The sequence below is a fragment of the Geodermatophilus siccatus genome (assembly GCF_900103785.1).
Taxonomy (GTDB): domain Bacteria; phylum Actinomycetota; class Actinomycetes; order Mycobacteriales; family Geodermatophilaceae; genus Geodermatophilus; species Geodermatophilus siccatus.
Genome location: NZ_FNHE01000007.1, coordinates 258,305 through 270,441 on the forward strand (window position 1 = coordinate 258,305; position 12,137 = coordinate 270,441).

At 64.8% G+C, this 12,137-nt stretch carries 11 protein-coding genes and 1 pseudogene; 8 read left to right on the forward strand and 4 right to left on the reverse strand.

Annotation, left to right across the window (positions count from 1 at the left end):
* Positions 1-272: 272 nt before the first annotated feature.
* Positions 273-1,172, forward strand: coding sequence for an HNH endonuclease (locus tag BLS21_RS14985; protein WP_091219810.1), 900 nt, complete (start codon positions 273-275; stop codon positions 1,170-1,172).
* Positions 1,173-1,504: 332 nt separating this feature from the next.
* On the opposite strand, the gene BLS21_RS14990 is transcribed toward BLS21_RS14985, so the two are convergent.
* Positions 1,505-2,086 carry a hypothetical protein gene (locus BLS21_RS14990; RefSeq protein ID WP_091219813.1) on the reverse strand — a complete coding sequence of 194 codons (582 nt, stop codon included), beginning with the start codon at positions 2,084-2,086 and terminating at the stop codon, positions 1,505-1,507.
* Between the two features lie 183 nt (positions 2,087-2,269).
* Between BLS21_RS14990 and BLS21_RS14995 the strand changes: the two genes are divergently transcribed.
* The gene (locus BLS21_RS14995) at positions 2,270-3,535 is read left to right on the forward strand and encodes a DNA cytosine methyltransferase (RefSeq protein ID WP_217636138.1); all 1,266 of its coding nucleotides are present in this window, start codon (positions 2,270-2,272) and stop codon (positions 3,533-3,535) included.
* Between the two features lie 251 nt (positions 3,536-3,786).
* Here BLS21_RS14995 and BLS21_RS15000 read toward each other — a convergent pair whose 3' ends face one another.
* Positions 3,787-4,002: a hypothetical protein gene (locus BLS21_RS15000; protein WP_091219818.1), complete on the reverse strand. Its 216-nt coding sequence runs from the start codon at positions 4,000-4,002 to the stop codon at positions 3,787-3,789.
* 689 nt (positions 4,003-4,691) lie between these two features.
* On the opposite strand from BLS21_RS15000, the gene BLS21_RS15005 reads away from it, so the two are divergent.
* Together BLS21_RS15005 and BLS21_RS25590 are read left to right on the forward strand one after the other, a co-directional pair.
* Positions 4,692-5,393 carry a hypothetical protein gene (locus tag BLS21_RS15005; protein ID WP_091219821.1) on the forward strand — a complete coding sequence of 234 codons (702 nt, stop codon included), beginning with the start codon at positions 4,692-4,694 and terminating at the stop codon, positions 5,391-5,393.
* A gap of 630 nt (positions 5,394-6,023) precedes the next feature.
* Positions 6,024-6,485, forward strand: a complete 462-nt coding sequence (locus BLS21_RS25590; protein ID WP_281241941.1) for a DNA cytosine methyltransferase — start codon at positions 6,024-6,026, stop codon at positions 6,483-6,485.
* A gap of 77 nt (positions 6,486-6,562) precedes the next feature.
* Here BLS21_RS25590 and BLS21_RS15015 read toward each other — a convergent pair whose 3' ends face one another.
* A complete protein-coding gene (locus BLS21_RS15015) occupies positions 6,563-6,847 on the reverse strand; it encodes a hypothetical protein (RefSeq protein ID WP_091219823.1) in 285 nt (94 codons plus the stop codon).
* Between the two features lie 464 nt (positions 6,848-7,311).
* Here BLS21_RS15015 and BLS21_RS26340 point away from each other — a divergent pair.
* From BLS21_RS26340 to BLS21_RS15035, 4 genes and pseudogenes are all read left to right on the forward strand, one after another.
* Positions 7,312-7,431, forward strand: a pseudogene (locus tag BLS21_RS26340) (DNA cytosine methyltransferase); the annotation flags it as partial.
* 51 nt (positions 7,432-7,482) lie between these two features.
* Positions 7,483-7,773, forward strand: coding sequence for a hypothetical protein (locus BLS21_RS25930; protein WP_245700438.1), 291 nt, complete (start codon positions 7,483-7,485; stop codon positions 7,771-7,773).
* A gap of 1,045 nt (positions 7,774-8,818) precedes the next feature.
* Complete coding sequence (locus BLS21_RS15030; protein WP_091219831.1) at positions 8,819-9,109, forward strand: hypothetical protein; 291 nt, start codon at positions 8,819-8,821, stop codon at positions 9,107-9,109.
* 1,000 nt (positions 9,110-10,109) lie between these two features.
* Positions 10,110-10,700, forward strand: a complete 591-nt coding sequence (locus BLS21_RS15035; RefSeq protein ID WP_091219834.1) for a hypothetical protein — start codon at positions 10,110-10,112, stop codon at positions 10,698-10,700.
* Positions 10,701-10,905: 205 nt separating this feature from the next.
* Here the strand turns inward: BLS21_RS15035 and BLS21_RS24665 are convergent, their stop codons facing one another.
* A complete protein-coding gene (locus BLS21_RS24665) occupies positions 10,906-11,766 on the reverse strand; it encodes a hypothetical protein (RefSeq protein ID WP_139177132.1) in 861 nt (286 codons plus the stop codon).
* Positions 11,767-12,137: the final 371 nt, after the last annotated feature.

A 12,137-nucleotide genomic window follows, 5' to 3' on the forward strand; every position in this document is an offset into this window, starting at 1 on the left:
ATTACCCAGGCGGCCCCCTGCCAGAAGACGGCCTGACCACCAGACATGACTCAGGTCCGGGGACATCCGCGTAGCCCGATGCGTGTCCCGGCCTGACTCGCTGACCGCGGGAAAGGCCGGGCATCCGCGGGGGCGGTCCTGTCCCCCAGCACTCCCCCGTCAACACCAGCGGACCGCCACTCCTGCAGCCACCCCCCACAGGCACGACAGAGCCCACGTGCCCGCAACAGAACCCGCACCCATATGCCAGACCGGAAGGACGACAACCACCAATGACGATGACGACCGAGCAGGAGCGGGCACAGGACTGGCAGTGCCTGCACTGCGGCACACCCCTGCCGGAGAACCCAGGCACAGGACGCCTCTACTGCGACCGGGCCTGCGCCAGGGCCTACCGCCGCGGCCAGCGCAACCAGGCACGGCCAGTGGCCTCCTGTCAGCGCTGCGGGCAGGCCATGCCAGGCAAGCGACCACAGGCCAAGTGGTGCAGCGACTTGTGCCGGAATCGAGCAAACCAGGAACGCAATCGGGACAGACGCAACGCCGCCGCGCGGGAACGCGCGCGAGCGAAGAGCGCACGGGAGTACGACGCCAGCTCAGAGCTGTGGGCGGCGTGCTGGCGGTGCGGTGACCTGTTCCTGCTCAGGAATCGGAACACCCACTGCCAGCGCCCGGACTGCCAGCGAGCCGCCAAATCCCTGGCTACCCGCCTGCATGGCGCAGCGCAGCGGGTTCGTAAAGCGGGCTTCGGGGCGGCGATCGACAAGTTCACGGTCCGGGACGTCTACGAACGCGACAACGGCAACTGCTACCTGTGCGGGCGCCCCACCATCGGCGACCTCGACGACGGCAGGCAACCCGCCAGCGCCACGCTCGAGCATGTGGTCCCGATTGAGCAGGGCGGAGCGCACACGCTCGGCAACGTGCGCCTGGCCCACCTGGAATGCAACGTGGTCAAGGGCTCCCGGTCCACCGAGGAAGCCCGCGAGGCGCTGGCCGGGCGCGAGCCGGTGGCAGCACCCGAACAACAGCCCGCGACCGTCGTCCCTCTCGTGCCGCTGGCCTACGCGCTGGCCAACCGGCTCCGGGACGTGCCCCGCGACAGACCGGGCGGTCGTCCGCTGATCACCGCGCTGCCGGCCGAGCCAGCCGATCCAGACCCACACGAGTAGCCAGGTGCCTGTCTGCGCCACCTCTGGCTAGTCCGCTCCCAGGCGACGCCGGACGGCGCCCTCGACACGCTGGGGCAGTCCCGGGAGCCCTACCACGGAAGCGAGGTTGATCGACTCTGAAACGGTGGCCCAAGCTCGGCTGCTGAGACCCGGCGATCTGGGTCACAGGGCCGCGGGGGTCATACCCCCACCCCACCGTCAGCCTCGGAAGAGCTCCCCGTCAGGAATGTCAGGCGACGCCTCGCCCTCCCACTCCCGCACCCTCTCCCACTCGCGAGCCAACTGACGGTAGCAATCTCCGACCTCTCCAGGGTATTCGAGGTCCTCATTGGTCAACGGCGGCACATTGAAAGCGGCGCCGCAACGATGGCAACTCCGGCCGGCAGCGGATTATCGCCGTCCCGGATGAGTGTCACCTCGAGTCGATACAAGTACGTGCCACGAGCTAGGTCCACATCCGGAGTCTGCATGGAGAACTCGAACCGGTCGGCTCTATCGCGCTCGATCTCCTGCGCCAGGTCCACCTCGAGGACCTCGCCCCGCTCCGGATCGAAAGGAAGGACAACGTCGTATGAAGCGCTGACGTTCAGCACACCACCCGCCTCACACACCTGCAGATGAGCGTATTCCAAGATTTCTATCTGAGCACCGGAGACAACGGAGACCTGATCGCCGACGTTCCTCACCGCGACTTGCACCTTCGGTGGAACGATCTCATCGCCATCCCCGAACTCCCCCGGGACCACGGACAACCCCACCACTTCGATGTCAGTAGTGGGTCGATTAGGCCACCAAGCCAGAACCCCAGAAAGAACCGCAAGCAATACCGGAACGATGATCGCGAGCACGAGCTTCTCGCGAGTCAGCCACCGCCCTTCAGCCTTGGCCGGCGTGTCGTCGTCCCTGCTCGCCATGCGCCCTCCCCCGAGAATGTACGACGCGTTTATAGTCGCGCCCTGCACCGGCGGCGCCCACGGGCCAAAGTCACATTGGCCTCTGGCAGACGCAATGACTCCACCACTCCCGCCCCGTCCAGCCTCAGCCCCATGGAGCCACCGTTGCCCACATCCACCATTTCCCCTGAACCCCACCCCCGCGTGACCCACGAGGTCGTCGAAATCTGCGCAGGGGCAGGAGGCCAGGCCATCGGGCTCGAGCGCGCCGGCTTCGGCCACGCCCTGGCCGTGGAACTGGACGGGTACGCCTGCGAGACCCTCCGCCAGAACCGGCCCCAGTGGAAGGTCCGGCAGGGCGACGTGGCCGACCGCGGGCTCTGGACCCCTGCCGACTACGAAGGCGTCGCCCTGCTTGCCGGCGGGGTGCCGTGCCCGCCCTTCTCCATCGCGGGCAAGCAGCTCGGGGCGAGTGATGAGCGCGACCTCTTCGCCTGGGCCGTTGAGCTGTGCGTCACCGAGGTGAAGCCGCGGGCTTTGATGCTGGAGAACGTCCGCGGCCTGTCGATGCCGCGGTTCGCCGCCTACCGCCAGCACGTCCTGGATCGCCTCGCCTCGGCTGGCTATGTCGGTGACTGGCGGCTCCTGCACGCCTCCGACTTCGGTTTCGCTCAGCTGCGCCCGCGCTTCGTCCTCGTCGCCCTGAAGGAGGAGGACGCGCCCTACTTCAGATGGCCGGAGCCGACGCCGTCTCCCCAGACCGTCGGCGAGACTCTGCGCGACCTCATGGGCGCCAACGGCTGGCCACACGTCGACGACTGGGTGAAGCTCGCCAACGACATCGCACCAACGCTGGTCGGTGGCAGCAAGAAGCACGGTGGCGCTGACCTCGGCCCCACGCGGGCCAAGCGAGCCTGGCGCGAGCTCGGCGTCGACGCACTGGGCGTGGCCAACGAAGCACCAGGACCAGACAGCCCGCATCCGGACGTGAAGCTCCCCAAGCTCACCGTGCCAATGGTGGCCCGGCTGCAGGGCTTCGACGAGGCGCGGGGCTGGCGGCTGGCCGGGCGGAAGACCGCCCAGTACCGCCAGGTAGGCAACGCCTTCCCGCCACCGGTCGCGGAGGAAGTGGGCCGCTCAATCATCCGAGCCCTTGAGCACGCCGATGAGCCCCATGACATGCCAGAGCTGGCCAGCGCCACCATGCATGACCCTGTGTACCGCGTCCTCAGGGAGGCGGACGGCTACCTCACCCCGTCCGCCATCCTGAGCAAGCTGACGGTGCCCTACGACGCCATCCAGCTCGAACGCCGCATCGCCCACCTCAGCAAGGACTTCATCATCGAGCTACAGGAAACCACGTCAGGTCCCGCCTACAAGCTGGGAGAGTTCAAGGCATTCGTCGGGCAGGACGACCATGACCGCCACGAGGCATTCGCCCATCGGGCAGGGCGCTCACGCATCAGCTGAAGTGGAGTGTCCGCCATGAGGGCACCGATCCGATCCTGCAGAAAGCGCGGAACGGTCCGCCCAGCATTCGGCGTGGGTCAGCGACGGGGCCGAACCCAGCCCGGCCGTTGACCTTCGTCATAACCTGTATACTTGGTACGTGACACCGTAGTGAGCGCCACTGCTGCCATCCTGGCACTCTTTGCACACGGGCCCTTGGTCAACTTTTGAAGCAAGTGCATCGGTTGCTCCCAGCAAGTCGTCTGGCCGATTCAGCCGTAGTCGCACAGCTCCACGCGCAACCTGGACCCATTGACGACGTAGGCCTGCGATCGGCGATCGGGATTGGTTACGGTAACGACTTGGTTAGGGCACAAGGCCCAAATGCGCCCCAATTGGTAGCCATCGATTTTGATGTAGACATCGCCATGCGTCGCGTCCACGGTGCCGAAGCAGTGCAGTTTCTCGGCGACGAAATCGCTGCGCATATCTCCTCCACGGATTGAGGGCCCCGACGTCAAGCCGTCCTGGACCTCTAGGTGTCGACCCCATGTGAGACCTCCATGCAGACAGAAAAGGTTGCTTCGGCTCTGATGCAGGTGGCGCTCATCTCACGCGTCAAACGGTCCTATGCATGCAGCCCCCACTGCGCCCGAGTGGCTGTTTGGAGTACCCGACACTGGCCCGATCGACTGATCACGAGCAGATCAGACCTGCACCCGGCTCACAACGCGCACCGCCGCCTGCCGGCTACGAACGTGATTCCGCCGTATCTGAGGCCATGATTTACTAGCGCTCCGTAGCTGGCGTTCGTTGTGTATAGCGGCGCCGCGGATCGGTGGCCTTGGCGATGATGGTGTCGGGGTCCAGGGGGAACGGGGCGCAGCGGTCGTTTCAGGCGTGCATGAAGCGCTCGATGGCGGCCACCCGGTCCAGTACGTCGAACACGACCGTGTCCGGATCCCCGATCGGCGGCAGCGCCGAGGGCATTGACCCTCCAACAGTCGGCCAACACGGCCCGCACCCGCACGCGCACCGGCCCGGGGTTGGTGAACGGATTCAGCCCGGGCCGGCGGATCAGCTCGCGCGCTTCGCGGTTGCCCCACCCATCGCCATCTTCGGTCAAGCTTGCTATTTTGGCTCACTCGCACATCAGTGGTAGACCACGGAGACTGCCGTGATTGAGCTTCTGAAGGCCCTTCATGATATCCTGATCAGGATGATCGAAGTTGTCCCCAGTATGCGCGATAAGCGAAAGCTCGACGACATTGCGGTGGCCCTCTTAAGGATTCACCTTCAGCTCGATGAACTCATTTCGTCAGGGTACAGAATCGTCCGTTACGCCGAGACTTGGATCGAAGTGGCTAGCCCAGAAGTGCACTCAATAATGATCCAGCAAGTGCGCGATGAACTCGAGAGACAGCACCGCAACCTTATCCAGCTCAAAGAGCTTCTTGAGGCCGAGGGAGTTTACCTCATTGCCACAACCGCCGACGTCGGGAGTGGCCTCGGAGCCATGCTCGACTCAAAGTTTGGACGCCTGACACGGCTAGCGGCATCAATCAATAGTCTTGAAGCTATGTATGTGACTGGTATCAACGATGAAGCGAGTGCCCCCTTGCAGAGCCTGATGATGCAGTACTTCCCAGACAAAATGGAAGATGTACCGGCAATACTGTCGGGGCGATCTATCTCGCCGGGCCAACGTGATTGGGCAAGACTCCGCGACGAGGTTAAGACGTATATTGAGGAATTCCAGCCTCGTCAGCGACTGGATGAACTCCACCAAGCGGCCGTAGAGCTGCATGCGGCAATGGCGCGAAGCTTTACCGTCAAGGAGATGTTGCTGGCGGCGGCCCGGGTCAAGTCGGCCCAGTGATGAACCTCGCCTTGACCGTGGGCGTCGTTTCCATCGCGAGAAGGCATAAACCATAGTCCGCGCCGCCGACCTCAGCGACGAACATCAGGTAGGTCAACGGTGCCGTTGAACGGTTACTCCCGCCCGGGAGCGGTGTCCCATCGCAGCTAACCCGACCGGGGGACAACCGCAGCGAACCTGTAGCCGGACGACCGGGTTGGGCGACACTGCGGCGGCAACCTTCACGGCGACCACGGCGCCCGCCGCGGAGGACGGCGAGGGTCGCGGGGTCGAGGGCAGGCGAACAAGGGACGCTGCACCGCCCTCGCCACAGTCAGCCCGGATCGTCAAGTTCGCTGCATCCAGCCGCCTGATAGTGGGCCCAACTGACTGTCCGCATGTCAGTCGGTAAGACGTTGCGCGACCTGATGGGGGCGAACGGCTGGCCGCACGTCGACGAGTGGGTCGGGGTCGCCGGCGACATAGCCTCGACCCTGGTGGGCCGCAGCAAAAGGCACGGCGGGGCTGACCTCGGCCCGACCCGGGCCAAGCGGGCCTGGCGCGAGCTCGGCGCCGATGCGATGAGTGTGGCCGATGAGGCGCCGGGACCAGACAGCCCGCACCGGGACGTGAAGCTCCCCAAAGCTCACCGTGCCAATGGTCGCCCGGCTCCAGGGCTTCAACGAGGCGTGGGGCTGGCAGCTGGCCGGTCGGAAGACGGCTCAGTACCGCCAGGTAGGCAACGCCTTCCCGCCACCGGTCGCGGAGGAAGTGGGCCGCGCGATCATGCGGGCACTCGCGCACGCCGGCCAGCCCCACGACATGCCAGAGCTGGCCAGCGCCACCCTCCACGCCCCCGTATACCGCCTGCTGAAGGAAGCAGACGGTTACCTCACCCCGGCGGCCATCCTGAGGAACCTGACGGTGCCCTACGACGCCATTCAGCTCGAGCGGCGCATCGCCCACCTCAGCAAGGACTTCGTCATCGACATTGAGGAGACCAGGTCTGGCCCCGCCTACAAGCTCGGGGAGTTCAAAGCCTTCATCGGTCAGGACGAGCACGAACGGCACGAGGCGTTCGCCCATCGAGTGGGGCGCTCACGCATCAGCTGAACTGACTAGCCGCCGGATGCGTTGCGCCCGGGCAGCCGCTTCGTCGAGGTCCCATCTACAGAGCTCGGAGAAAAGGTCTATCCCTCCAGGCAGCCCGGGGGATAGATGGCCTCGAGGCCGTCGTTGGGATCATCGCGCCAGCCAACGTCCAGCAACTTCTGCAGATCCTCCTCGAGGCCCTCTCGAAGATAGAAGGCCGCGGACTGAGGAGTGCAGTCCCGGGACTGCTCCCGGGAGCTCATACCTTTGCCAATCGCGAAGGCTGCAGCAGCGACCAGCAGCAGAACAGCGATGGCCTCCCCCTGGCGAGCACCGCGGGCCTTGGCCCTTTCGTAGTCGTAGGGCTGACGTGGCGCGGACATGGGTCTCCAGGGCAGACGTGTGAGGACGCGAGGCGAGAAGTGACGCCGGAGAGTCGAAGCTTGGTCGACCTTGGTTACCGTGGTAACTCCGGGGCGCGTCAAGTCACACCATCAGGCGAGCCCCGGCGAGAAGCGGCCACCGCGGAACGCTCATCTGGGCCGGGCGCCATGAAGCGTGGCCACCCTGATGGACGAAGTCTCGGAGTGCTCCAGCAAGAGCTGATGCCGGCTGAGGAGGCACAGGCCTCGCGCTTTCGGATCCCCAGGTGCCCCCCAGCAAGCCACGAAGACCGACATAAGTGCGCCGTCTCGATGCAACGGATCCGCGACGGGCCGCCGTGCGTCGACGAGGTCGACCGCCGCATGCAAAGACCGCGCGACGTTGGCTCGGACATCCGAACCTGCCGCGACCTGGCCACGCGAGTCACCTTCATGTGACTGATCGCCATCAGCTGCCCGACACCGTGCCGAGGGCGGCCCGGCTCCAGGGCTTCAGCGAGGCATGGGGCTGGGAGCTGGCCGGCCGGAAGACAGCTCAGTACCGCCAGGTGGGCAATGCCTTCCCGCCACCGGTCGCAGAGGCAGTGGGCCGCGCAAGCATGCGGGCCCTTGAGCACGCCGGTGAGCCTCATGACATGCCGGAGCTGGCCAGCGCCACCATGCATGACCCCGTGTACCGCGTCCTCAAAGAGGCGGACGGCTACCTCACCCCATCAGCGATTCTGAGCAAGCTGATGGTGCCCTACGACGCCATCCAGCTCGAACGGCGCATCGCCCACCCCAGCAAGGACTTCGTCATCGAGATTGAAGACACCAGCGCCGGTCCCGCGTACAGGCTCGGGAAGTTCAACGCGTGCATCGGCCAGGACGACCATGAACGTCACGAAGCATTCGCCCATCGGATAGGACGCTCACGCATCAGCTGAGGTGCGGCGGGGTCGCGTTCGCCGACGCCGAGGGTGGCCATGATCGTCCGGCCGGAGACCCCGAACGGCTCGCTGGACAGCACGGAGAGCTTGTCGGCGCGTCCCAGACCAGGTTCTCCTCCGGCTACTTCTCCGCCGTCCGGGCGGCGAGCAGGTCGACTCGGCAGCGGGTCAGGTCACGCAGCTGCCGGATGAGCGGCGGCGGTACGAAGCTGGGCGTAGCAGCTTCACCACCCGGGAGCTCTCCCGGTCGGCGCTGCAAAGTGATCACCGCAGCTCCGAACAACTCAGCGGCCGCCCGCCGCTGGCCATGCATGAGGTCTTAAGTCACCTGCGGCCACGCGGATTGAGAGAGTCGCACTGATCGAGCGAAGCCGTAGCCTCCGGCGGCCGCGCTGGCTGAGACAACTGCCTTCGCAGTCATTGCGGGGTGACGTTGCGTCTCCGGCGTAGGCGGCTAGGCAGCAGGACGGGCGCGGTCGTCTCGGCCTTCATGGTCCAGGCCTGGGCGCCGACGGGAGTGACAACCTCGTGACACCGCGGTGACGGGCGCAGTGATGTACTGACTGAACCCGCACCCAGACCCCGCAGTCGCTCCGTTCTGCAGCCTTCAGCGCGACCCGGCAATCGAGAACCGCGATCGCTGCCGACAGTGGTCGCATATTCCGCCTATTGACCCGTTGGGAGGAAGACGGAATGGCGGTCCGAATCGGCTCCATAACTCTCGATCCTCCCCCATCAGCCAAGGACCCATCAAATAAGCAGGTGACGATTCTGCTACCAGGTCCGTCCCACATATACGCGACTACCTTGATAGCTGCTGTCACTACCTTCGCCCCGCCAAACTGGGGCTATCTCGTGGGGGCGTACGTTCATTCCACCAACGGCGTGCCTATCAATCAAAACACGCCGACATGGGAACAGGATGGCGTAACTTCTGTCACCTTCAACCTCCTTGGGGTCGGAGTCGTCTCTGCACGCTGTGTGTGCATCGTGAACTTCTAGTGCAGTGCGTCATGTATCCAAATGGAGTAAGGGACTGGTCATGGCTATCCTGATAGCGGAGATCGCGCAAGTCGGATACACCACTGTTTCACATAGGGTAGTGCTGCCGACCTCCTCCTACGTATACGCCACTACCTTCGTATCGATCCTCTCTCCTCAAGAGAAGGCGCCACATTGGATGGTCGACGCCTACATTTTCGCCTACAACGGGGCCAATTTCATCGCACCATTCACCTCGGCCTGGGAGCACGCGAACGTTACCGACGTTGCCTTTGCCCTTGCCGGAACAGCACTGGAATTTTCCCAGTCGGTTTGCATGGTCGAATACTAGAGTCGGTCATGAAAAATGGAGCTCTACAAGCTTGAGAGCGGTGGTTGCTGTGGGAATTGCCATTGGGTCCGTGGACGCACCCCGGGGAGTCGTGGGTTCGACAACGCAGTATCTGAAGGCTCCTCGTGAGGTCACAGCCGTGACAGGTCTGGCTCTCCTATACAAGACCTCCCCGCCCGGCGTCCCGCCAGGTGGAACCGTGTGGTCCTGGATTACGGAGGTCAATGGCGTCAACATCGACGACAGCGAGGTTGCAAGCTACAAAGGATCCAATATAGCTAGCGTCGCATTCGCGATTCGCGCATACGATGTCGCCGCCCGATCGGTGTACATCCTGCATTACTAGACGAAAGGGCTAGCTCCATGTCCGAAAAGACTTACGCAATCTACGATCAGAACTCTGGTGATGTCGTTCACGTTCATCATGTGACAATCGCTCCCGGGGCGGAACCGCCAAGTGACTCAGAGTTGGAAGAGGGCGCTATCCAATTGGCAATCAAGTTAGGCGATTTGAACCGAGAGGCACTGGCAATACTATCGGTCGATCGAAGTGCTTTGCGCTACGATCACAGCTATTCAGTTGATGTTGAAAGCAGGCGACTCCGAGCGGTGCCAGTTGAGAGCATTCAAGAGCCACCAGGCCTCGATAACGGCTGACCCTCCAGAAGCTAGTCTGGCCGGAATGCGGTGCTGACTTGTGTCATTGCGCCCCAGCAGGAAGCGTGAGAGGCAAGGCTGCTTGGACGGCGCGCACGAAGGGTGCTGCAGTGACGGCTGGCCGCCGGTGAACGAGTGCCGATGCCGGGCGTGAGCCGCTCTCCCGGGTAGCCGCCGAGTCGGTGGCCCCGGCCCCTCTCCCCCCATCGGCGCCGGGCCCGCACCCGGCCCCGCGGCACCTGTCTGGGTGACCTTGCGGGCCGCCGCGTTGCCGGATGTCGGCAGGGGCGTTCGCGGGCGGACGGGAGGAGCGGCGCAGCCTTCGCCGGCGGAGGTGTGACGGATGCGGCTGACGGTGGAGTGCAACCGGTCGTCGCAGGGGGCCGAGGCGAGCACAATCCGCGCCGTGACGCGCGACGACGCCAGCCACGAGCCCCGCCTCGCCGTCCTGAGCGCTCTGTCGCGGGTCCTGGCTGAGCCCGGCCAGCTGGTCGCTCTCCTTGCGGCCTGCGAGGACGACGACGAGGCCATTCGCCGACTGCATGAGGTGTACGACTTCAGCCCCGTGCAGGCGCAGGCGGTTCTCGACGCCCAGCTCCGCCTCGTCACCCGCGCGCGCAGGACCGCCGTGCATACCGGCCTCACGGATGTGCGCGACGCACTGGCGGTCCCGTGGGACCCGCCGCTCGAGGTCCAGGCCACGGTCCGCTCGCCGCAGCGGATCGACGTAGTGCTCGCGGGGGTGCAGCACCGCGTCGAGGGTGAGGACTTGGCGGACAGCCTCGGCCGGGTGGTCTCCCTGGTCCGGGCAAGGGTGGCCAGACCCGAACGGCGCCGGGTCGCTGTAAGCACAGGTCTCACTGACGGGCCGAGGCGCATCCTGGTGGACCCAGTGGGCAGCGCGGAGTTCCTCTACGCCGACGAGCCTCGGTAGCGCGAGAACGGACCAGTCGCAGTTGTCCCGGTGATTGATCGTGGGACTCATCGGGTCGCAACGGCGGGCGCAGGTTCGTGCGCACGGCATGAGGTACGCCCGGCTTCTCGCCGACCCGTATGGCGAGTTTGGCCGTGCACTTGAGCCACGGGTAAGGCCTAGAACTGAGACGGCGGTCTGTAGCGCGGCACATCCTCCCAGACCCTCAGAATAGTTTCTGCCATGCGGTGATCGTCCCGGCGGCGCCTAAGGCAACACCCATGACCCACTGCCAATTGTCGCCAATAAATCTCCGGGCGACGAACGCCGGCGCGACGGTGACGTGCACTTCATGGCTTAGCGCGGGGCGGGAAATCCAGGTTCCGTCAGTTGATAGCCTCATCTGGACGGTTATTACCAGGCTTCGTCGTCCTGACTGTTCGGCGCGTACTCGAAAGGTCCAAGTTGCTCCATCGATTGTAAGTTGATCCTCCGCGGACAGCGCTTTGACAGTGAAGCCGTCGCCGTCGCACATAACTCGCATGACGGGACTCACGGGACTCGCCTGCGCTGACACTTGCTCATACTTGCTAAGCGCCTTGCGCAAGGCATCTCCGGCCGCCGGGTCGGGGGAGATCGTAACGGCGACCGTCGCGACGCTTCCTTGGCGCATCTGCGAAGGACCTCCTATCGCTACGTTGCCTTCTCGGACAGTAGCGGCGAGCGACTGGCGGGCGAGCGCCCACGCGTCGGTTCGCTGGGTGTCGGACCGGCTTTCGGATAGGCCACTGATTACACGCGCAACTAACAGTTCGACATCCTCGTCGGCCAGCCTGCTGGGCGGCTCAAGGGTGCCAGCCGAAAGGACTACGCGGTCGTCGGGTCTGCGGAGCTCGATATTCACGGTGGGCAGGCCTGGCCGAGGTATCGTCCGCGACGCTTTCCTATATAGCTCAGAGATCAGAAGGGCTATCCCTCCTAATGCAGCAATAAGCCACCAGTTCCTATAGGTGGCCAGGGTTATGACGGTCAAGGCGCCGGCAACAACAATCACGGTCGCCCCGGCGGAGAGCAAGAAGCCCCGCATCGATGCCCCCTGTGTCAGGTCCGAACAGGATAGTGCCCTAATCCAGGTGCTGGCTGACTGGCAAGGTCGCAACGGGCAGGGTGCAACCCGTCCGCAGGCACTCTGGCGGTCGGTCCCCGGAGAGTGAGCCCCTGACACTTGCGGCACCGGTCATCCTCCTGGTGCTGCCGGTGACCGAGCCGGCTCACCCTAAGCTCATAAGGGAACAGCTCGTGCGGCAAAGGTGGCCGTGTGGGCGCGGCATCTGTGCGGCGCTGCGATCTCCAGCCGCCGCGACGGGGTACCGCAGGCGACCGAGAAGAAGGTGGGCTTGACCTCCGGCGCCTCAAGCGTCAGGTGTTCCCTGCACGCGCTGAGGACGAGGGCCTGGC

Bases quoted from the DNA above. Each gene is read 5' to 3' on its own strand.
- BLS21_RS15035 (WP_091219834.1), top strand. From the start codon at position 10,110: ATGCGGCTGACGGTGGAGTGCAACCGGTCGTCGCAGGGGGCCGAGGCG.
- BLS21_RS14985 (WP_091219810.1), top strand. From the start codon at position 273: ATGACGATGACGACCGAGCAGGAGCGGGCACAGGACTGGCAGTGCCTG.
- BLS21_RS15030 (WP_091219831.1), top strand. From the start codon at position 8,819: ATGGCTATCCTGATAGCGGAGATCGCGCAAGTCGGATACACCACTGTT.
- BLS21_RS14990 (WP_091219813.1), bottom strand. From the start codon at position 2,086: ATGGCGAGCAGGGACGACGACACGCCGGCCAAGGCTGAAGGGCGGTGG.
- BLS21_RS24665 (WP_139177132.1), bottom strand. From the start codon at position 11,766: ATGCGGGGCTTCTTGCTCTCCGCCGGGGCGACCGTGATTGTTGTTGCC.
- BLS21_RS15000 (WP_091219818.1), bottom strand. From the start codon at position 4,002: ATGCGCAGCGATTTCGTCGCCGAGAAACTGCACTGCTTCGGCACCGTG.
- BLS21_RS25930 (WP_245700438.1), top strand. From the start codon at position 7,483: ATGCCGGAGCTGGCCAGCGCCACCATGCATGACCCCGTGTACCGCGTC.
- BLS21_RS15015 (WP_091219823.1), bottom strand. From the start codon at position 6,847: ATGTCCGCGCCACGTCAGCCCTACGACTACGAAAGGGCCAAGGCCCGC.